This window comes from Burkholderia mayonis (genome assembly GCF_001523745.2).
Lineage (GTDB): Bacteria > Pseudomonadota > Gammaproteobacteria > Burkholderiales > Burkholderiaceae > Burkholderia > Burkholderia mayonis.
This window is the reverse complement of the sequence record NZ_CP013387.1, coordinates 1,037,394-1,057,265: the sequence shown is the minus strand read 5'-3', so window position 1 is coordinate 1,057,265 and position 19,872 is coordinate 1,037,394. Positions and strand designations below refer to the sequence as shown.

Annotated in this window: 14 protein-coding genes; 8 read left to right on the top strand and 6 right to left on the bottom strand. The window is 66.7% G+C overall.

Annotation, left to right across the window (positions count from 1 at the left end; all coding sequences use genetic code 11):
- Positions 1-61 precede the first annotated feature (61 nt).
- From WS70_RS23275 to WS70_RS23250, 6 genes are all read right to left on the bottom strand, one after another.
- Positions 62-1,114 (bottom strand): type VI secretion system protein TssA, encoded by a 1,053-nt coding sequence (locus WS70_RS23275; RefSeq protein WP_418230173.1) that lies wholly within the window; start codon positions 1,112-1,114, stop codon positions 62-64.
- A gap of 75 nt (positions 1,115-1,189) precedes the next feature.
- On the bottom strand, positions 1,190-2,269 hold the full coding sequence (tssG, locus tag WS70_RS23270; RefSeq protein ID WP_059598441.1) for a type VI secretion system baseplate subunit TssG: 1,080 nt from the start codon (positions 2,267-2,269) through the stop codon (positions 1,190-1,192).
- Entirely contained in the window at positions 2,269-4,158 is a 1,890-nt protein-coding gene (gene tssF, locus WS70_RS23265; protein WP_059598442.1) for a type VI secretion system baseplate subunit TssF, read from the bottom strand. Before tssF ends, tssG begins: the two co-directional genes overlap by 1 nt.
- A gap of 28 nt (positions 4,159-4,186) precedes the next feature.
- On the bottom strand, positions 4,187-4,762 hold the full coding sequence (tssE, locus tag WS70_RS23260) for a type VI secretion system baseplate subunit TssE (protein WP_059472438.1): 576 nt from the start codon (positions 4,760-4,762) through the stop codon (positions 4,187-4,189).
- Positions 4,755-5,684 (bottom strand): type VI secretion system accessory protein TagJ, encoded by a 930-nt coding sequence (locus WS70_RS23255; RefSeq protein ID WP_059472377.1) that lies wholly within the window; start codon positions 5,682-5,684, stop codon positions 4,755-4,757. Before WS70_RS23255 ends, tssE begins: the two co-directional genes overlap by 8 nt.
- Positions 5,681-6,391: a TagK domain-containing protein gene (locus WS70_RS23250; RefSeq protein WP_059472376.1), complete on the bottom strand. Its 711-nt coding sequence runs from the start codon at positions 6,389-6,391 to the stop codon at positions 5,681-5,683. The genes WS70_RS23255 and WS70_RS23250 overlap by 4 nt, the downstream gene beginning before the upstream one ends.
- Positions 6,392-6,906: 515 nt before the next feature.
- Here WS70_RS23250 and tssH point away from each other — a divergent pair.
- From tssH to tssM, 8 genes are all read left to right on the top strand, one after another.
- Positions 6,907-9,645: a type VI secretion system ATPase TssH gene (gene tssH / locus WS70_RS23245; protein WP_059598443.1), complete on the top strand. Its 2,739-nt coding sequence runs from the start codon at positions 6,907-6,909 to the stop codon at positions 9,643-9,645.
- A 35-nt stretch (positions 9,646-9,680) separates the two neighbouring features.
- Positions 9,681-10,235: a type VI secretion system contractile sheath small subunit gene (tssB, locus tag WS70_RS23240; RefSeq protein WP_059472374.1), complete on the top strand. Its 555-nt coding sequence runs from the start codon at positions 9,681-9,683 to the stop codon at positions 10,233-10,235.
- Between the two features lie 33 nt (positions 10,236-10,268).
- Entirely contained in the window at positions 10,269-11,762 is a 1,494-nt protein-coding gene (tssC, locus tag WS70_RS23235; protein ID WP_059472373.1) for a type VI secretion system contractile sheath large subunit, read from the top strand.
- Between the two features lie 126 nt (positions 11,763-11,888).
- Positions 11,889-12,374: an Hcp family type VI secretion system effector gene (locus WS70_RS23230; RefSeq protein ID WP_059472372.1), complete on the top strand. Its 486-nt coding sequence runs from the start codon at positions 11,889-11,891 to the stop codon at positions 12,372-12,374.
- Positions 12,375-12,463: 89 nt separating this feature from the next.
- The gene (gene tssJ, locus WS70_RS23225) at positions 12,464-12,967 is read left to right on the top strand and encodes a type VI secretion system lipoprotein TssJ (protein ID WP_059472371.1); all 504 of its coding nucleotides are present in this window, start codon (positions 12,464-12,466) and stop codon (positions 12,965-12,967) included.
- Between the two features lie 21 nt (positions 12,968-12,988).
- Positions 12,989-14,335 carry a type VI secretion system baseplate subunit TssK gene (gene tssK, locus WS70_RS23220; RefSeq protein ID WP_059472370.1) on the top strand — a complete coding sequence of 449 codons (1,347 nt, stop codon included), beginning with the start codon at positions 12,989-12,991 and terminating at the stop codon, positions 14,333-14,335.
- An 87-nt stretch (positions 14,336-14,422) separates the two neighbouring features.
- Positions 14,423-15,688, top strand: coding sequence for a type VI secretion system protein TssL, long form (gene tssL, locus WS70_RS23215; RefSeq protein WP_059598444.1), 1,266 nt, complete (start codon positions 14,423-14,425; stop codon positions 15,686-15,688).
- A 29-nt stretch (positions 15,689-15,717) separates the two neighbouring features.
- Positions 15,718-19,869 (top strand): type VI secretion system membrane subunit TssM, encoded by a 4,152-nt coding sequence (tssM, locus tag WS70_RS23210; RefSeq protein WP_059598445.1) that lies wholly within the window; start codon positions 15,718-15,720, stop codon positions 19,867-19,869.
- The last annotated feature ends 3 nt before the right edge of the window (positions 19,870-19,872 follow it).

Here is a 19,872-nt window from a genome sequence, read left to right as displayed (position 1 = left end):
CTCCAGAAACGCTATCGATCGGTGAATCGCCTCGTCCTGCGTCCGTCGCGCCCACGCGCGATCAGGACTCGTCGCCGCCCCACTGCGCAAGCAGTTCGACCGGGATCGCCTGCACCACATCCGCATAACGCTTTCCCACGAAATACTCGGCACGCCTGAGCAGCACCGGAATCGGGCTGCTCGGCTCATGCTGCTCGAACCATTCGCGCGCCTGCCGGATCAACTCGCGTGCGGCGTGACGATCGGCCGGCGTCGCGATCGCACCGAGTCCGATCGCCGCCGCAACCGGCGCCCCAGCGCCTCTGTCAAGCGCCGGCGACGATTCGTCCGCCTGCGTGCGTCTCCCCTTCCGCGTCGACGGCGCGTCGGCGGGGGCATCGGCGGGGGCATCGGCGGGCGCGTCCGCCGGGTCCGCGCCGACCGAGCGCGCGCTCCGACTCGCGACATGCCGAAGCAGCGCTGCGAGCGCCGACAAGTCGGGCGCATATTCACCGAGGTGCTCGCGACTCCATGCATCGATCGCGCCGACGCTCGCGAGCGCTTCGTCGAAGCCCGCGAGGATGGCCGGCTGCTGCGCTTGCAGTTCGTCGAGCTGGTGCGCGACCGACTCCGGCGCAAGCGCGTCGCCCGGGCGCGGCTGCGCAAACGCACGCTCCACGTCGCGCACCTGCAGGCGAATCGCGGACGACCGGGTCAATGCGATCTCCCGCACGTCCGCCAGCAGGCCGTCGGCGTCGGTCAGCGCCTGCAGCGCATTCTTCCGGATCTCCAGCGCCGCATCACGATCCGCGTCGACGTCGGGCTGCGGGTGAATCGCATCCGGAAACGCGGCGAGCCATGCGGCAAGCAGGCCGGCGCCTTCCGCGAGTCCCGTCGCCCCGGCGAGCCGGGTGCGGCACCGGGTGAACAGAACCGCGAGGCGCATGTCCTTGCTGCGCATCATCAGCCGCCGGCAGTCGCGATCGACGTCGCTCCAGTTCACGGGCTCCGGCGATCCGACGAAATCGCCATATTGGGCTTCCGCCCGCGGGGCGGCCTTCGCCGCCAGCACGACGAATTCGGGATCGTATTCAGGATCCGCCCCGCACGGAGCGGCCGGATCGACCGGCGCCAGCCAGTCGTGAGTCTTGGGCGTCCGGGCGGACGCGGATTTGCCCGCGTGTTTTTTGTTGTCGCTCATCGGCTCCCCTCATACGCCAAGTGACCGGGCGGATCGGCCGGCATCATGAACGAATCGGTCCGCATACCGCTCGGGTTCGAAACGCATGCCCGTGACGGGCTCCCCCGAAGGCGAACGGCCCAGCCACCCTGACCAGCCGAGCTGCTGAGTCCCGCCCATCACCGCCGGCGGCGCGCCGTTCGGCTTGATGCGCAGTTCCAGCTCCCATTCGAACTCGTAGCCGACAAACGCCCTCACCCATTCGACGAGCCGCGGCAAGTCTTCGCCCTGGGGCGTGAAGCGCAGGTAGGCGTCGATATCGAGCGGCCCGACGACGATGCGGAATTTGTGCTGCCGGTCCGGCACCAGCTCGCCGAGCATCGCACCTTCGGCCATGGTCGACGAAGCACCCGGCTTGCCGAGATAGCTGTGCTCGAGCGGGTCCACCTGAATCCAGTGAAACACGTTTTCCTCGATCGTCACCGGCACGCCGAAGTACCGCGCGAGCGTCATGCGCAGGCCATCCGGATTGCGAGCCTCGCGCACCAGATGCGGGGACGCCGACAGACGCGCATGCGCGGGCAGCGGACGGCGGCCGATCTCGTCGGTGTCCTGACCGGTGAGACTTGCGATATAGAAGGAAAACCGTTCGTCGCCCGGCCTGTCGAGACCCGCGGCCGCCTGCGCCGACGCCCATGCGCGATACAGCAGCGTCAGATAGCGATGGTGGAAAATGTCGAGGAAATGGCCGAGCGTCGCGTCGCGCCGACTCTCCTCGCGATCGCGCGCGATCTCCGTCACGTGGATGGGCAACGGCCCGTTCGGCCCCAGCATGCCCAGACCGAACAGGCGCACCTTGACCCGCCCGCCCGCCTCGCCGACGCTCGCGATCTCGCGCGGCGCGAAGGCGAGGCTCGGCTGCTGTCCGAGTCGAAACGGCTCCGCCTGCGGGCGCCTGGCAGTGCCGACCGGATCGATGCGTGGATCCGCGCCGATGCGCCGCAAGAGCGTCAGAAAACTGTAGCGCCACGGTTCGGTCCGCAATCGCTCGAGCAGCTGCGACGAAAGCACCGTATCAAGCACGACGGTCTCGAGCATGGCATGCGCCATCAGGCTCCCCCCCGCGCGCCCATGCGCACCGGCCAGCGCGCAATGTGGCCGCGCTGTATCGAATGCAGCTCGGTCTGCGTGAAGACGTTGATCGATACGTGCCGCGCCAGATAGTGTTCGAGCACCACGCCGAACAGGTACGGGCTGACCCCGGAAAACCCCGGCTCGTCGACGGTCAGCGAGCATTCGACGCCGCGCCCGAAGACGAGCGGGCCCGCACCCGGCAGCTTCCGCGTCACCGGCCGCGTCTTCACGCCGACGAGACTCTCGATTTGCCGCCGGTTGTCGGCCTCGTCGCCCGTCAGGAACAGCCGCAGCAGATCGCGCAATCCCTGGCCGCCGGCACGGTGATCGAGTTCGTCGAGCGGCAGGTAATTGAAATTCAACTGGCGAATCAGCCGCCAGGCCGTCTCGCGCTCCGCATACGGCGCCTTCGGCACGCTCGGTGCGCGGATCAGTCCGACGCTTTCGAGCGGCGCGGATTCGGCCACCATCAGGTCGCGAACGCCGTCGCGCGGCACGAGGCTCGGCAGATCGCGGTTCGTCACCAGCGCATCGACCGACAGGTAGCGAATGTCCTCGCTATAGGGCGCCTCGTTCTGGTCGACGAGCGACACGAACGTCTCCGTGCCGACATAGGGCGTACGCGTGCCGTAGCGACGCGCCGATTCCGACACGAGCCTGCGCTCGCGCCGTGTCGAGAAATATCGGCCATGATTGTGCTCGTCGTTGTTCAGCGTCTGGTACAGCGGCCGGAACTCGAGTTCGGCGGAAGTGGCCGCGACCTGTCCGTACATCGCCTCCACCGAAAACACCTCGTAGTCGAGCGGCGCCAGGCGAGCCGGCACCAGGCGGAACTCCGTCTGTCCCGACGACAGTTCGATCCGGTCCGTGTGGCGCGGAAACAGGTTGATCACCGGCGTGCAGAACAACGCGAAACGCGATGCGTCGACGACGTTCGCGAGCCGCTCCGTCGACTGGTCGAGCAGCACGACGATCTCGACCTCCTGGCCGGTCACGCGGCGCAATCCCGCCTCGAGTCCGGTCAAAGCGAAGAAGTAGAACCGCCCTGGACAGGCGAAGTATTCATGCAGCAGGTTGTGCCCGTGGAACTTCGACCATGTGAGCGGCAGCAGGCTCTGGTCGGCGCCGAGTCCTTCGTGGACGACCGCATTGACCGTGACGGCCGAGAGCGGCTGGCCGGGCGCGGCGAACTCACCGGGCGCCCCCGTGATCGTCGCGACGCCGGCGGCGTGCAGCAGTTCGAAGAGATGCGAGGCGACCTGGTCGTCGCCCGCCAGATACAGCGGCAGCCGGTCCAGTCCCTTCAGATCGGCCATGCGGGCGTTGCCGGTCGTGCGCAGCCGCAGGCGCAGCGCGCCGCGCACCTGCGTGCTGGCCGGCACATAGCGGTCGAGCGCGGGGATGTCGGGCGGAATGCCCGTCAGCCGCGCCTCGGCGATCTCCAGCGGATAGAGCGTCACATCCTGGCCGCTGCGGAACTGGCAGGCGGTCTTCTCGCCGGCCGGCACGCGCGCGGTGAAGGCGGTGCCGCGCGCGATGCGGAACCCGTCCGCGAGATTGCCTTCCGTGCGGCTCGGATAGAGGCGCGCGACCGCCATCGACGGCGTGGGCGCCACGTAGTTCGGATACAGCACCTCCAGCAGCCGGCCCGTGAAGCGCGGGAACTCCGCGTCGAGCTTGAGCTGCATGCGCGCGGCCATGAAGCAGAACGACTCGATCAGCCGTTCGACGTACGGGTCGGCCACTTCGCCCGCCTGCATGCCAAGGCGCCGCGCGATCTTCGGGTGTGCCTGCGCGAACTCGGCGGCAAGCTCGCGCATATAGATCAGTTCCTGGTTGTAGTAGTCGAGCAGTCGCGGGTCCACTGTGCATTCCCGTTTGTCGGCCCGCGCGTCAGCTCGCGCGCATGCCGGTGATGTTCACCTGGCTCGTTTCCAGATCGAGCGAGCTCTGGACCATGAATTCGAGCGGATAGGGGTCCATGCGGATCATCCCTCGCACCTCGAACGACAGCACGTTGGCGCGTTCACTGGCCTCGGTGTCCTTCGATGGCGCGACGACGAGCGTTTCCGCGATCAGTCTCGGCTCGAAGTCGCGAATCACCCGGCGGATGATCCGCTCGATCTCGGCCCACTTGCGTGAGGCCATGAACGCGCCGGCGAGCGGCGGCATGCCGAAGTTGACGGTCGACGCCGCCGCTTCCGGATATCGCTCCCGGTCGATGTGCTCCTCGATGCTCATCGTATTGAGCAAAAACGCAAGGTCCCGCTGGACGATGCCGCGCATCTGCATGCGCGTCACCGCGTATTCGCCGGGCGCTTCCGTCTGGCGCTGGGGCGCGTCGTCGCGCAGGCGGTCGAGCAGCGTGGGCAGCAGATGCGTGTTCGCGCGGCGCGGCGTCGCCACGCCATCGTCGCCCGCGCGCCTGTCGCTGCGCTTGTCCTGCACCGGCACGCCCTTCTTATTCATGCCCATCGGTGTCCCCCTCGCATGATGCCGGTTCATGCGTTGCGCGGCCGATCGCGTCGGTCGCGAGCGCTTTCTCGCCGAACTCGCAGGTTTCCAGTTCGAACAGGCCGAAGTCGCCCGCGCTCGTCGACCAGGTCTTCCGGCCAAGCGCGATCACGCCGGTACGGCCGACCTCGCGCCATACCGTCCTGCGGCCCAGGCGCAGCGCGTCGATTTCCTCGCGCGCGCATGGCCCGGCGCCCGTCCGCCCGCCTTCCGAACCCGGATAGCGCGCCGGCATGAACCCCCGCATCGGGCTGCCGTCGACGAGCTTCAGCGCGCAGGGCGCCCATACGAGATCGAGCAGCTTGGCCGGACGCGCGACGTGCCACGCGCAAATGTCCGAAAACGGCAGCCAGCGATAATGCCCGGCGGTCACGATCTCGCAAACCGGTCCGAACCGCGAATCGCTGTCGGCGATCCAGTCAAACAGCGCGTGCGGGATGCGCGCCGCGACGAGCGGCGCCTGATCGAGTGCATGCTCCCGCACGCGGTCGGCCTCGTCGTGCCTGCCGATCGACGCGAGGCGCAGCGCCTCCAGCAAACCACCGGCCCACTGCGGCGCGTCGAACACGAATCCGGGCCGCGCCTGTCCGGCCGCCACGCCGGCGCGCCAGCGCTCGGCGCGAATCAGATCGCGGTATGCCTGGGCTGTCTGCGCGTCCTGCGGAGCGAGCTGCGCATGGACCTGCAACTGCTGAACCGCGCGCTCCCATTGCCCCATTGCGCAAAGCAGCTGAAAGAGCGACCAGCGGTGTTCCGCGACCGCGGGCTGCGCCCGGACTATCGTCTCCAGGCTCGCCAGCCTCGCCTCGAGCGGCAGATCGCGCGACGGACCGGCCTCGGCGGCGGAGAACGAATCGGAGGGAATCGGCATCGTCATGGCGCGTCGTGGTTCGACGTCGAACCCGACGCCGACAGCGGACTATCGATGGCAAGCGTCTGGTGTTCCCGCCGGGCAAGTGCAGGCGGCAGACTACCCGGCCGGCGCGCCATCGCCGCGTGGTATTCGGCCGGCGCAAAAAGCCGCAGGACCTCCGGAATCGGCTCCATCGCCGCCGGATCGGGCGCATCGCCCGGCTTGAGCAAGCCGAAGACTTCGTCGAAGACGGGCGAGCCGGACACGAGAGCGTCGATCGAATCCGCCTCCTCGGCCTCCTCAATCCCCTTGCGCCGGTCGCCCCGCTGATCGGGCGGCGGCCTGCGCACGATCGCCGTTTGAGCCGGCCAGTCACTCGCGAGCGACGCCTGCGGATCGTCAAGCGCGCCGCAGTACTGCTCGTACAGCGACTGCATCAGATCCCGCGCCTGGACCGGGCTGCCGGCCGCCGTCGCAACATCCGTTGCGGGTTCACCCTGCCGGCGAGCGAACGTTTCCGCCGAAATCGCCGTGCCGATGAGGCCGAACACCGCGTTGCCGTCGCGGATCGCGTCACGCAAGCCATCTTCCGGCGAGCCGGTCAGCAGCGTTTCCATGACCGGCGCGTCCGCGTCGCAGGCAGCCGCGGGCGAAGCGTCGGCGCGCTGCGGCATCGCTTCGGCGTATTTCATATCCGGCTCGCCACGGCGAAACAGTTTGAAAGTGCGCATAGGGAATCCGATCAATTGCGAGGCTCAATTAAAAAGCGGCGCTGACATCCATTCTAATTTTCCATCCGTCGAAACGGATTTAATACGTCAACCGATTTTCACAAACCAGACATGCCGCACGCGAGCCTTCGGCTAATTAATCAATCCAATCTCAAAAAAACCAATGACCGCAGCTCCATTTTCACTACGAGCCACATACTGCCCGACGCAAGCGCAAAAACAGTGTGCGCCTGACGATTGCCGCTGTCCATAACCAGCAGGATCGACTTTGCAATTTTTAACAGTTTCCGTTCGCCTTATATAACCATCTACCATTTCGCTTTATAAAACAGGCCAACGATTTATGGTAGTTGACGAATGATCGACCCCACAAAAATAATTCGATCAAGGGCAGTCGATTCAATGCAATCAACCGATTTTCAAATGACGCATAAAACATTTAGACAACATGCGAAACGACCTGCCCCCTCCGCAATAAAAAGAACGACAAGGTAAGCAAAAGAAAGGATCTGTTCATGACGATTTCGCGTCAGGCGCTGTTTGGCAAGCTCGGGGGCACGCTCTTCAGGGGAATCGAGTCGGCTACGGCTTTTTGCAAGCTGCGCGGCAACCCGTATGTCGAGCTGGTCCACTGGCTGCATCAGTTGCTGCAGCAGGCCGACTCGGACCTCCATCGCATCGTCAGGTGCGCCGGAATCGATCGCGACACACTGGATCGCGACATGGCGCGCGCGCTCGCGGCGCTACCCGTCGGGGCGAGTTCGATCAGCGATTTTTCGCATCACATCGAAACGGCGATCGAGCGCGCATGGGTGCTGGCGACGCTGCGCTTCGACGACCGCCGCATCCGCGGCGCGTGGCTCGTGGCAGCGCTCGTGCATACGCCGGACCTGCGACGCGTGCTGCTGTCCATTTCGCCGGCCTTCGGCAGGATTGCTCCGGACGGAATCGATGACGCGCTGCCCGCGTGGATCGAAGGCTCCCCGGAAGCCGCCGACGCGCCCTACGACAACAGCGATTTCTCCCCCGCTACGCCCGGCGAGGTATCCAATGCGATGCCTCCGGCATCGAAGGGCTCGCCCCTCGAACAGTACTGCACGGACCTGACCGCCCGCGCGCGCAACGGCGGCATCGACCCTGTCGTCGGCCGGGAGCTGGAAATCCGCACGATGATCGACGTCCTGCTGCGGCGCCGTCAGAACAATCCCCTGCTCACGGGCGAAGCGGGCGTAGGCAAGACGGCCGTCGTGGAAGGCCTGGCGCGGGCGATCGCAACAGGCGACGTGCCGCCGAAGCTCGCCGAGGTACGGCTGATGAGCCTCGATGTCGGCGCACTGCTCGCCGGCGCGAGCATGAAGGGCGAATTCGAGGCGCGCCTGAAAGGGGTGCTCGAAACCGCCGCGAAGTCCGCCGCGCCGGTCATCCTGTTCGTCGACGAGGTCCACACGCTGATCGGCGCCGGCGGCCAGGCCGGCACCGGAGACGCCGCGAACCTGCTCAAACCCGCGCTCGCGCGCGGCACGATCCGCACGATCGGCGCGACCACGTGGTCCGAGTACAAACGGCACATCGAGAAGGACCCCGCGTTGACCCGCCGGTTTCAGGTGCTGCAGGTGCCGGAGCCGGAGGAACCGGCGGCGGTCCATATGGTGCGCGGCCTCGCGCAGATGTTCTCGCGGCATCACGGTGTCGCGGTGCGCGACGAAGCGATCCGCGCCGCGGTGAAGCTCTCGCATCGATATATCCCGTCGCGCCAGTTGCCGGACAAGGCGATCAGCCTGCTCGACACCGCCTGCGCGCGCGTGGCGCTCTCGCAGCATGCCGCGCCGCGCGAACTGCAGGACGTCCGCCAGCGTCTGCAAGCGGCGCGCATCGAACTCGACCTGCTTCGGCAGGAGGCGCGCATCGGCCTCGCGGCCGGCCGGTCCGTCGCCGCCGCCCGCGAGCGCATCGCGGCGCTATCGGCCGAGGAAGCGGCCGTCGACGCACGCTGGAAGGCGCAGGCCGACGCGGCGCAGGCGCTGCTCGCCGCGCGCGAAGCGGCGCTGGCCGGGGATCCGGAGCCGGCGACAGACACGCCGGACGCCACGTCCAACACGGCGCTGCGCGAACTCGAACGTGTGCTCGCCGCATCGCAAGGCGACACGCCGCTCGTGTTCCCGGAAGTCAACGAGGCGATCGTCGCGGAAATCGTCGCCGACTGGACCGGCATTCCGGTCGGCCGGATGGTGACCGACGAAGTCACCGCCGTGCGAACGCTGCCCGCCACCCTCGAAGCGCGCGTGATCGGCCAGCCCGATGCGCTGCGCCAGATCGGCGAGCGCGTGCAGACCGCGCGCGCGGGCCTGATCGACCCGAAAAAACCGCTCGGCGTGTTCCTCCTGGCAGGGCCGTCGGGCGTGGGCAAGACCGAAACCGCGCTCGCCCTTGCCGAAGCGCTGTACGGCGGCGAACAGAACCTGATCACGATCAACATGAGCGAGTATCAGGAAGCCCACACCGTATCCGGCCTGAAAGGCGCCCCGCCCGGCTACGTCGGCTATGGCGAGGGCGGCGTGCTGACCGAGGCGGTGCGGCGCCGCCCCTACTCGGTCGTGCTGCTCGACGAGATCGAGAAAGGGCATCGCGACGTGCACGAAATGTTCTTCCAGGTGTTCGACAAGGGTTACATGGAAGACGGCGACGGCCGCTACATCGATTTCCGCAACACCACGATCCTGCTCACGAGCAACGTCGGTTCGGATCTGAGCGCGAGCCTGTGCGCCGACGCGTCGCTCGCGCCGGACGCCGCCGGCCTTCGCGACGCGCTCATGCCCGAGCTGCTGAAGGTCTTCCCCGCCGCGTTTCTGGGGCGCGTCACCGTCGTGCCGTACCGGCCGCTCGAACAAGGCGCGCTCTCGCGCATCGTGCGCCTGCATCTGGATCGCGTCGTCACGCGCATGGCCGACAACCATCGGATCGCCCTTGCGTATGACGACGCGGTCGTCGACTACATCGTCGGGCGGTGCCTCGTGCAGGAAACCGGCGCCCGGCTGCTGATCGGCTTCATCGAGCAGCACGTGCTGCCGCGCCTCTCCGCGCTGTGGCTCGACGCGTTCGGATCGAAAGAAGCGCTCGCGCGCATCGACGTCGACGTGGCGGACCCGGCCGCGCCCGCGCTGGAGGCACTCGCCTTCCACCCCGGTTACGCGGACCGCGCCACATCCCCGGCGACGTCCCCAACCGCGCCGCTTTTCGTCGAGCAGGCGAACTAACCCTGCTATCCCTTCCCTCGTCCATGGAGTCACGCATGTCCGCATCCAGCAGCTCTCAAAAATTCATCGCGCGCAATCGCGCGCCACGCGTGCAGATCGAGTACGACGTCGAAGTCTACGGCTCGGAAAAGAAGGTCGAACTGCCGTTCGTCATGGGCGTGCTCGCCGATCTGTCCGGCAAGCCGGTGACGCCGCTGCCGGCAGTGGCCGACCGCCGCTTTCTCGATATCGACATCGACAACTTCGACGAGCGCATGAAGGCCATCAAGCCGCGCGCCGCGTTTGCCGTCCAGAACACGTTGACGGACGACGGGCAACTGATGGTCGACATGACCTTCGAAAGCATCGAGGACTTCTCGCCGGCCGCGATCGCGCGCAAGGTGGAACCGCTGCGGCAGCTGCTCGAGGCGCGCACGCAGCTCGCGAACCTGCAGACCTACATGGACGGCAAGTCGGGCGCCGAAGCGCTCGTGAACCAGTTGCTGCAGGACCAGGCGCTGCTCCAGTCGCTCGCGTCCGCACCGAAACCCCAGCTCACGAGCGAACCGGGCACCGAGGATGCCGCGGGTCGCGAGGACGACGCAATCTGATCGGTCGAACAGGCTAACCCCGAGGAGCGAATCATGAAAAAACCGCAAACGCAGACGCCTGTCGCCGAAGCGCAACCGGCATCGGACTTCGCGCGTCTACTCACGCACGAGTTCAAGCCGAAGACCGAACAGGCCCGCGAAGCCGTCGAGTACGCAGTCCGCACGCTCGCCGAACAGGCGCTGCAGCAGTCCGCCAAGATCAGCGACGATGCCTACAAGAGCATCGCCGCCATCATCGCGCAGATCGATCACAAGCTCTCCGAGCAGATCAATCTGATCCTCCATCACGAGGATTTTCAGAAGATCGAGTCGGCGTGGCGCGGATTGCACCACATGGTGTCGAACACCGAAACCGACGAGCGCCTGAAGATCCGCTTCATCGACATCTCGAAAGAAGAGCTGCGCCGCACCATGCGACGCTACAAGGGCCTGGCGTGGGACCAGAGCCCGCTCTTCAAGCAGATCTACGAAGAGGAATACGGCCAGCTCGGCGGCGAGCCGTACGGCTGCCTGATGGCCGATTACTACTTCGACCACACGCCGCCGGACGTCGACCTGCTCGGCTCGATCGCGAAGGTGGCCGCGTCCGCGCACACGCCGTTCATTTCCGGCGCGTCGCCGTCGGTGCTGCAGATGGAATCGTGGCAGGAGCTCGCGAATCCGCGCGATCTCACGAAGATCTTCACGCAGAACCTCGAATACGCGTCGTGGAATTCGCTGCGCAACACGGACGATGCGCGCTACATCGGCCTCGCGATGCCGCGCTTCCTGTCGCGCCTGCCGTACGGCGTGCAGACCAATCCGGTCGACGAGTTCGATTTCGAGGAAGACACGAACGGCGCCGATCACCGCCGCTATGCGTGGACGAACGCCGCCTATGCGATGGGCGTGAACATCAACCGGTCGTTCAGGCAGTACGGCTGGTGCTCGCTGATCCGCGGCGTCGAGTCCGGCGGCACGGTCGAGAACCTGCCGTGCCACACGTTCCCGACCGACGACGGCGGCGTCGACATGAAATGCCCGACCGAGATCGCGATTTCCGACCGTCGCGAGGCCGAGCTCTCGAAGAACGGCTTCATTCCGCTCGTTCACCGCAAGAACACCGGCCATGCGACCTTCATCGGCGCGCAGTCGCTGCACAAGCCGGCTGAATACGACGATGCCGACGCAACCGCCAACGCCAACCTGTCGGCGCGCCTGCCCTATCTCTTCGCGTGCTCGCGCTTCGCGCACTACCTGAAGTGCATCGTGCGCGACAAGGTCGGCGCGTTCAAGGAGCGTGAGGACATGCAGCGCTGGCTGAACGAATGGATCATGAACTACGTCGATGCGGACCCGGCGAACTCGTCGCAGGACACGAAGGCGCGCCGACCGCTCGCGGCCGCCGAAGTGGTCGTCGAGGAAGCGGAAGGCAACCCCGGCTACTACAAGGCGAAATTCTTCCTGCGGCCGCACTTCCAGCTCGAAGGCCTGACCGTGTCGCTGCGGCTGGTTGCGAAGCTGCCGTCGATCAAGGAAGCCGCCTGAGCGATTGCGGGCCGGCATCCCTGGCTGGCCGGTTTCGCGGACATATCGCGGACTCGTCGCGGGCTGACCGCGCGCGGCGCGCCGCGAAACCGGCTGTTTTTGTCATCCACATGAGAGAGCAACGACATGGCTCAGGATATTTTTTTGAAGATCGACGGCATCAACGGCGAATCGCTCGACGACAGTCACAAGGACGAAATCGAAGTCCTGAACTGGGACTGGGAAATCGAGCAGGCATCCACGATGCACGCCGGCAGCGGCGGCGGCGCCGGCAAGGCGAGCGTCAAGGACCTCACGTTCGAACATGCGATCGACCGCGCCAGCCCGAATCTGATGAAGTACGCGCTGACCGGCAAGCACGTCGACCAGGCCGTGCTCGTCATGCGCAAGGCCGGCGGCAACCCGCTCGAGTACCTGAAGCTCACGATGAGCGACGTGATCGTCACGCGGGTGAAGCCGTCCGGCAGCAGGACAGATGCGGAGCGCAGCCGCGAAACGGTGTCGCTGTCGTTCGCGAAGGTCAAGCAGGAGTATGTCGTGCAGAACGCGCAGGGCGGCAGCGGCGGCGCCGTCACGACCAGCTTCGACATCAAGGGCAACAAGGAAGCTTGAGCGGCGGGGTCGCGAGCCCGGCGAACGTCGACGACGCCCGCCGGGCAGCGCCCGCCTTCGATCGAATCCCTCCTGCACCGTACACCTGAATGCGCCCGCCCACTCCCGTTACCGTCGTCGCGTTCGCGCTGATGTTCGCCGCATGTGCGAGCGGCCCCCCCAAGCCGAAGGAACCGATCCGTCTCGACCTGATCGTGAACGCCGCGCCTACCGTCAATCCGGACGATCGAAACCGAGCCGCGCCGATCGTCGTCGGCATCTATGAACTGAAGACCGACGGCGCATTCAACGCCGCCGACTTCTTCACGCTGCAGGACAACGAGAAGACCGTGCTGGCCGACGATCTCGTGACGCGCGACCGGTTCCTGCTTCGCCCGGGCGAGCGCCGGACGATCCGGCGCAACGCCGATCCGGCGACGACCGCAATCGGCATCGTCGCGGCCTACCGCGATTTGCCGAACGCGGTCTGGCGCGCGGTCTACCGGCTGCCGCCCGCGCCGGATGCGGCCTGGTACCGCTTCTCGTCGCCGAAGCTGAAACTGACCATCGATCTGGACACCCATGCGATCAAGGTCACCGAAACCGGAAAATGACATGAACGGCGGAACGAAACCATGAGCTGGCATAACAAGGTCGTCTGGAGCGAGGGACTGTTCATGCGCCCGCAACTGTTCCAGCAGCAGGAGCGCTACCTCGAACACTATGCGCACAAGCGCGCGGCGCCGCTCTCACCGTTTTTCTTCGGTTTCAGCCACTTCAGCCTCGATACCGAGGCGCCGGCGCTCGGCAAGATAGTCGTCAAATCGGCCAGCGGCGTATTCGCCGACGGCACGCCGTTCGACGCGCCGGGCAGCACGCCCCCGCCCGCGCCGCTCACGATCCGGCCCGAGCATCTGGACCAGTTGATCTATCTCGCGGTGCCGATCCGCGTGCCGAACGGAGAGGAAACCGCGTTCGACGATGCCGCCGAGTCGCTCGCCCGCTACGTCGTGTTCGATACCGACCTGCGCGATACGAACTCGATCGGGCAAGGGCCGAAGACCGTTCAGCTATCGAACCTGCGTCTGCGGCTGGTTCCGGAGAAGGAGCTGACGGACGCGTGGATCGGCCTTGCGCTGACGCGCGTGAAGACGATCCGCGCCGACGCCAGCATCGAGCTCGACGACACGCTGATTCCGCCCGTGGTCGGCTACGGCGCGAGCGATACGCTCGCGAGCTGGCTCGCGAAGATCCACGACCTCACGCACCTGCGCGCGAACGCACTCGCCGAACGCCTGACGGGCGCGGACGGCAAGGCCGGCTCGACGGCCGAAGTGTCCGACTACCTGCTGCTGCAAACGCTCAACCGCTACGAGCCGCTTCTGCAGCATCTGCAGCGGGTGCCGACCACCTCGCCCGCCGAGCTGTATGCGCTGCTCGTCTGCATGGCGGGCGAGCTGTCGACCTATGTGCGGACCGACACGCGCCGGCCGCTCGACACGCATCCGCCGTATCAGCACGTCGCGCCGCACCTGTGCCTGAAGCCCGTCGTCGACGATGCACATCGGCTGCTCAACGCCGTGCTCGTGCGCAGCGCGCAAAGCATCGTGCTCACCGATCAGGGACACGGAATGCTCAATGCCGTGGTCGACCCGGCCGACATGCAGGGCTTCAGCGCGGTCGTACTCGCGGTGCACGCGCAGATGCCGCCCGACATCCTGCAGCAGCAGTTTGCCGCGCAGGCGAAGGCGGGGCCGTCCGAGCGCCTCCCGGACCTGGTGCGCAGCCATCTGTCCGGCATCGCGCTGCAGGCGCTGCCGGTGCCGCCGCGGCAGATTCCGTTCAACGCGGGCTACGTCTATTACGAACTCACGCGAACCGGACCGTTGTGGGAAGAAGTCTCGCGTCACGGCGGGCTCGCGTTGCACGTCGCGGGCGAATTTCCGTCGCTGAAGCTCGAGCTGTGGGGCATTCGGGGATAACGGCATGTACGAAGCGCGACCGGACTGCGTGCGCCGGTCGCTTGGATGAATGAAACGAACCGGGGAATACCAGTGACCTCAGAAGCCGTGCATCGTCCGGATAGGGCCGCACCGGAACCGATCGATCTCGCCGTGACGCCGTTTGCGCAGCGCGGCGGCACCACGCGCGCCCCGGCCGCGGAGTCGCCCGCTGCCCGCCTCGCCGCGATCAAGGCCGCGCCGAACCCGCTGCTGGAAGCGGCCCGGCCTCTGCTGCGGGCGTTGGCCGACATGCCCGACCAGCTCGATCGCGAAGGCATCCAGCAGTTGCGCCTGCTGCTCGAACAGGAAGTGCGCCTGTTCCAGCGGCTCTGCGATCAGGCGAACATCCGCCGCGATCACATGCTCGGCGCGCGCTACTGCCTTTGCACGGCGCTCGACGAAGCGGCCATGCAAACCTCGTGGGCCAGGTCGGGCGAAAGCAGCCTCGGCACCTGGATCAGCGAAGGGCTCGCCACCTCGTTTCACGAGGACCGGCAGGGCGGCGACAAGGTCTATCTGCTGATCGGACGACTCATGAGCTCGCCGCAGGAACACCTCGATCTGCTCGAAGTCGTGTACCGGCTCCTGAGCCTCGGCTTCGAAGGCCGCTACCGGTACGAAGCCGACGGCCAGCGCAAGCACGAGACCGTCCGCCAGCGGCTCCACAACGAGATCGCGTCTCGACGCGGCGCGGTGTCCGTCGCCCTTTCGCCGCATTGGCAGTCCGACGCCAGGGGCGGGCGCGTCTCGTTCTACGACTTCCCCGTCTGGATCACGGTCGTCGTGCTGTCGCTGATCCTGCTCGGCCTGTTCGGCTATTTCAAATACGTGCTCTCGACCCGCAGCGCCGACGTGCAACAGCGGATCGCCGACATCGGCCGCATGACGCCGCCCCCTGCTCCGCCCGCGCTGCGTCTCAAGGCATTGCTCGGGAACGAGATTGCCGCGGGTACGGTCAGCGTCGACGAAGACAGCGGCCACGGCTCGGTGACCTTTCGCGGCGATGCGATGTTCCCGCCGGGCGCGGCGGCCGTGAATTCGGCGATGGGACCGCTGATCGCGAAGATCGCGGGCGAGATCGTCAAGATGCCGGGCAAGGTGACGGTGACGGGCTACACCGACAACGTGCCGATCAAAAGCCGTCAGTTCGCATCGAACGAGGCGCTGTCCGAGGAGCGCGCGACTCAGGTCATGCAGATGCTCCAGAGCGCAGGCGTGCCGGCGAGCCGCCTGGAGTCAATCGGCAAGGGCGACACGGGCCCGATCGGCGACAACGGAACCGTGCAAGGCCGCGCGCTGAACCGCCGCGTCGAAATCACGGTTGCGTACTAACTCCCCGCCGGACCATTCGGAACCTCGACATGAACAAGTTCCTGTCCTTTCTGGTGTCGCGCCAGTTCCTCTCCTTCGTCGCGCTGCTGCTCGTCGCGCTGCTGATCTGGTTCGTCGGCCCGTTTGTCGCGTTCGGGGGCCTCAAGCCGCTCGCGGGCGCGGGCATGCGAATCCTCGTGATCGCGCTGCTGCTGGCCGGCGTGCTGCTGTGGCTCGCGGACTGGTCGACCAGCGTCGTGTTCGTGGCGCTGCTGTGCCTGCTGATCTGGCATGCGTCGCCGCTTCTTGCGTTCGGACACGCAACGCCCTTCGTACCGGAATCTGCGCGGGTGATTGCGATCGCGGTCGTCCTCACGGCATTTCTGATCCACCTGGCGTTCCGGCTCTTGCAGAAGATGCGCACGGACGCGGACTTTCTCAAGAACCTGATCGAGTTCGGCAGCAAGAAGCACGCGTCGCCCGCAGCCGGCCAACTGGCCAAGGTCAATGCGGCGGTCGCCGGCGCGCTCGCGCGGCTGAAGGCGATGCGCACCGGCGCCCGCGGACTCGGGCGCCTCTTCCAGGGCAAGCGCTACCTGTACGAACTGCCGTGGTTCATCACGCTCGGTTCGGGGGCATCGGGCAAGACGAGCGCGCTGCTCAACGCCGGGCTGTCGTTCCCGCTGGCCGCGCAGATGCAACGGGCGACGGCCAGGCTGGCGAACCAGAGCGGGGCCGTGGATTGGTGGCTGACCAACGACGCGGTCCTGATCGACACGGCGGGCCATTACACGCGTCACGGCACCTCGCGGCATGCATTGCCGCAACCGCCCGTCCCGGCTTCGTCCGGGCATCCGGACGGCGCCGAATCCGCGGGCAAGCCCCACGCCCGCCATTCGGAGGGCCAGACGACCGGTGAAGGCCGCGCTGCCGCTGCGGCCTCGGCAAACACGGCAAGTGCCGACTTCCCGCCTGGCGAGGAAAGCACGTGGCGGCAGATCGTCGACCAGGCGGAGTGGCTCGGCTTTCTGCGCATGCTGCGCAAGCACCGTCCCCGCGCGCCGATCAACGGCGCGCTGCTCACCGTCGACGTGGCCGAACTGACGAGCGTCGACGAGAACGCGCGCATTGCCGAAGCCGCCGCATTGCGCGCACGGCTCGCCGATCTGCGCACGGAGCTGGGCATCCGTTTTCCCGTCTATCTGCTGATCACGAAGATGGACCGGTTGCCGGGCTTCAGTGAATACTTCAGCTCGCTGACGACGGAAGGCCGTGCCCAGACCTGGGGTTTCACGCTCCCGTACGGCAAGGAAACCATTGCAAACGAGGGCGTCCATGCTCGCTGCACCGAGGAACTGGGCGAACTGGCCGCGAGGCTCGCCGCCGGCGTCAATGCACGTCTGCTGGAGGAACACGAAACGCTCAGACGCCGCCGGCTCGCCGCCTTTGCCGAAGAGTTCCTCGTGCTGACGCACACGCTCGGCGAACTGATCAACCGCGTGTTCCTCGATTCCCGCTATGACGATACGCAGCGCCACTCGACGCTGCGCGGCGTGTATTTCACGAGCGCCGCCCAAACCGGCGGGGAGATCGCGGCGGAACCGCGCACCGTGGCGCAGCGTCTCGCGGCCGCCATCGGACGCGTGCCGGCCACGGCCACGCTCGCGCCGCGGCACGAAGGCAGCCAGAGCTTCTTCCTCCACGATCCATTGACGAAGATCGTGTTTCCGGACGCGCATCTGGTACACCCCAATCTGCGGTGGGAATATCGCTCTCGCACGCTGTGTCTCATCGGCCACGCGCTCGCGCTGCTGCTGTTCGGGTGGCTGGCGATCGGCCTGCGCATCAGCATGAGCAACAACGGCGATTATCTCGACGCGATCGGGCACAAGACGGCGGCGCTCGCATCCCGGGTCAGCCAGCTATACAAGGCGCCCAAGCCCGAGGCGGTGCCCGATGCGCTGACCGAAGCGCGCCACCTCCCCGCGTACCCGGGTCTCGACCTGTCGAACCCGGACGGCGCCTGGCGCTTCGGCCTGTACACACCGCCCGACATCGTCGCCGAAAGCCATCGCACCTACGACGCACTGGAGGACACCCTGCTGCTGCCGCAGATCGTGAAGCGCATCGAAGCGGTCCTTGCTCAGTCGATCGCCGGCAGGAACCCGAAGGCCGCCTACGATGCGCTGCGCGTCTACCTGATGCTGTACGACAAGGCAAAGTTCGACGCCGCCCAGGTCGAAGCGTGGGTGCTCGACGACTGGGCCAAGACCGACAGCGCGGCGGTGTTCGGCGGTCGCGCATCGATGATCGCCCACGTCGAGCAGCTCTTCTCCGGCGAGCGTGCCGTGCAGTCCCCGCTGATCCGTAACGACGGGTTGATCCAGCAGGCGCGTGCGTTTCTCGACGGCAGCAACGCGACCCAGCGGCTCTACGAGCGCGCGAAGGCGGCGATGCAGAAGGAAGCGCCGGACGAGTTCACGCTGCTCAAGGCCGTCGGCCCGCAGGCCGGGACGGTCTTCGCACGCGCGAGCGACGCGCCGCTCTCGCGCGGCGTGCCGGGCCTCTTCACGTTCGACGGCTATCGGCGCGTGTTCGACAAGCGTCTGCCCGAGTTCGTGCAGATCGCGCGCGACGACGACGCGTGGGTCATGGGCCGCGCCTATCTGGGCGAGGCTCAAAAAAAAACGACTGCAATCGGGCGCGCGGCGGCGGATACCGACGATCCGCTGACTGAAGCCATCCGCCGGCAATACCTGATGGAATACGCACAGCAATGGGATGCCTTTCTCGGCGACATCCGCACGGTGACAGGCACGAGTCTCGCCTTCAACCTGCTGGTCCTGCGAAGCTTCGCCGCACCGGATTCGCCGCTCGCACGGCTCGCGCGCGCGGCGGTCCACGAAACGACACTCACGCAGCCCATCGCCCAGGCGGACCGTTCCGTCCTGCAAAAGGCGACCGACTCGCTGAGCCAGAAAGCGGACAAGGCGCTCGGCATTCGCGCCGAGGAGCGCGTCGAGCGCGAGCTGGTCGACAGTCGTTTCGCCGGCTTGCGCGAAATGGTGACGGGCAGCGCGGAGGCCCGGACGGAAACACCCCCCTCCGCCGCGCAGGCGGGCAAGACCGGCCTCGACGGCGTGGCGAACCTGCTGAACGACTATTACACCGCACTGACCGTGGCGGACGACGCCCTTTCCAACAACAGCATGCCGCCCGCAAGCGACGCCGCGGCGAAACTGAAGATGGCCGCGAACACGATGCCGGCGCCCTTTCGTGCGGTGCTGCTCGAACTCTCGATAGAGGGCTCGCGAGAGGTGAACCGGGGGATCGGCCAACTGCTGTCGCGCCAGATGGAGGCGATGGTCGGCGACACCTGCCGGCTCACGATCGAGGGCAACTATCCGTTTGCAACCGACAGCAAGCGCGACGTGCGCATCGACGATTTCACACGCGTGTTCGCGCGGGGCGGCGTCATCGACGACTTCTTCACGAAGACGCTCGCGCCGTTCGTCGATACGTCTACGAGGCCGTGGCGCTACAAGACGCTGCCCGGCGCGACCGAACCGGTGCAGGGCCCCGATCTCGAACCGTTCCAGCATGCCAAGGCGATCCGCGAGATCTTTTTCGGCGATCCGGGCGAGAAGCAACTCGCCTGGAAGGCCGACATCCGGACGCCTGAACTGGACCCTACGATCACGAGCCTGATGATCGATGTCGACGGACAGACGACGCTCTATCAGCACGGTCCCGTTGCCCCATTTACGGTGAGCTGGCCGGGACCGCGCGGCGGCGTCCATGTGGAGATCACGGCGAGCCCGCGCATCCGGCCCGACACGTCGACGGTCTCGACGGACGGCCCATGGGCGCTGCTGCGCCTGTTGCAGAAGGGGCATCTGATCGAAACGGCGACGCCCGGGCGCTCGCGCGTCGCGCTTGACTTCGACGGCCGCAGGGCCGTGCTCGACATCGCGAGTACCGGCAGCGTCGCCAATCCGTTGACCAGCAACGTGCTGAAGACTTTCCAGTGTCCCGTTTCGATGCCGACGTTCAATCTGGCGGACACCGGGCCGCCACCGGGATTGCCGCCGGCGAGCCCGCGCACGCCGCCCGCCACGGAGACCGTGCATCGCCAATACCGATCGGGGGAGCCGGTTCGCCAGCGCGTCGCTCATCCAATCGGTGTCCGCGAGAACATGTGATCA

What these genes read in the sequence shown, in the direction of transcription:
- tssG (WP_059598441.1), bottom strand. Translation starts at nt 2,269, where the DNA reads ATGGCGCATGCCATGCTCGAGACCGTCGTGCTTGATACGGTGCTTTCG.
- tssE (WP_059472438.1), bottom strand. Translation starts at nt 4,762, where the DNA reads ATGAATAAGAAGGGCGTGCCGGTGCAGGACAAGCGCAGCGACAGGCGC.
- WS70_RS23255 (WP_059472377.1), bottom strand. Translation starts at nt 5,684, where the DNA reads ATGACGATGCCGATTCCCTCCGATTCGTTCTCCGCCGCCGAGGCCGGT.
- WS70_RS23250 (WP_059472376.1), bottom strand. Translation starts at nt 6,391, where the DNA reads ATGCGCACTTTCAAACTGTTTCGCCGTGGCGAGCCGGATATGAAATAC.
- tssH (WP_059598443.1), top strand. Translation starts at nt 6,907, where the DNA reads ATGACGATTTCGCGTCAGGCGCTGTTTGGCAAGCTCGGGGGCACGCTC.
- tssB (WP_059472374.1), top strand. Translation starts at nt 9,681, where the DNA reads ATGTCCGCATCCAGCAGCTCTCAAAAATTCATCGCGCGCAATCGCGCG.
- tssC (WP_059472373.1), top strand. Translation starts at nt 10,269, where the DNA reads ATGAAAAAACCGCAAACGCAGACGCCTGTCGCCGAAGCGCAACCGGCA.
- WS70_RS23230 (WP_059472372.1), top strand. Translation starts at nt 11,889, where the DNA reads ATGGCTCAGGATATTTTTTTGAAGATCGACGGCATCAACGGCGAATCG.
- tssJ (WP_059472371.1), top strand. Translation starts at nt 12,464, where the DNA reads ATGCGCCCGCCCACTCCCGTTACCGTCGTCGCGTTCGCGCTGATGTTC.
- tssK (WP_059472370.1), top strand. Translation starts at nt 12,989, where the DNA reads ATGAGCTGGCATAACAAGGTCGTCTGGAGCGAGGGACTGTTCATGCGC.
- tssM (WP_059598445.1), top strand. Translation starts at nt 15,718, where the DNA reads ATGAACAAGTTCCTGTCCTTTCTGGTGTCGCGCCAGTTCCTCTCCTTC.